The following is a 297-nucleotide window of genomic DNA, read 5'->3' as shown; positions in this document are numbered from 1 at the left end:
TAGTGCTATCATCATCTTTGAGACATTTTGTGCTATCACTTGCACAGGTTTTTTCTTGAGCAAGTTGGGTATATGCAGAGGTCTTATCCACACTTAGGCCAAGGAAATTAATTGGAAAGATCTCTCTATAATCTTTTAAGAGTTCATTGGCCTTTTTACCATCTAGGTGGATGATGAGTCCATTTTTGTAGGTTCTATTATTGAGCATCCCAGAAGCGATACTCTCTTCAGTATTAACAATATCTGTGAAATTAAGTGAATTATCTAGATAGTTTTTAAAACTTCCAGTGGAGTTAT

Annotated in this window: 1 protein-coding gene; it reads right to left on the bottom strand. The window is 35.0% G+C overall.

What is annotated here, in order from left to right; all coding sequences use genetic code 11:
- On the bottom strand, positions 1-297 hold a 297-nt coding region (locus tag BKH42_RS09725), incomplete at both ends, for a hypothetical protein (RefSeq protein ID WP_180674059.1).

The organism is Helicobacter sp. 13S00482-2 (genome assembly GCF_002272795.1).
Taxonomy (GTDB): Bacteria; Campylobacterota; Campylobacteria; order Campylobacterales; family Helicobacteraceae; genus Helicobacter_J.
Note: the sequence above shows the minus strand (reverse complement) of the source record. Positions and strands in the feature narration are given on the sequence as shown.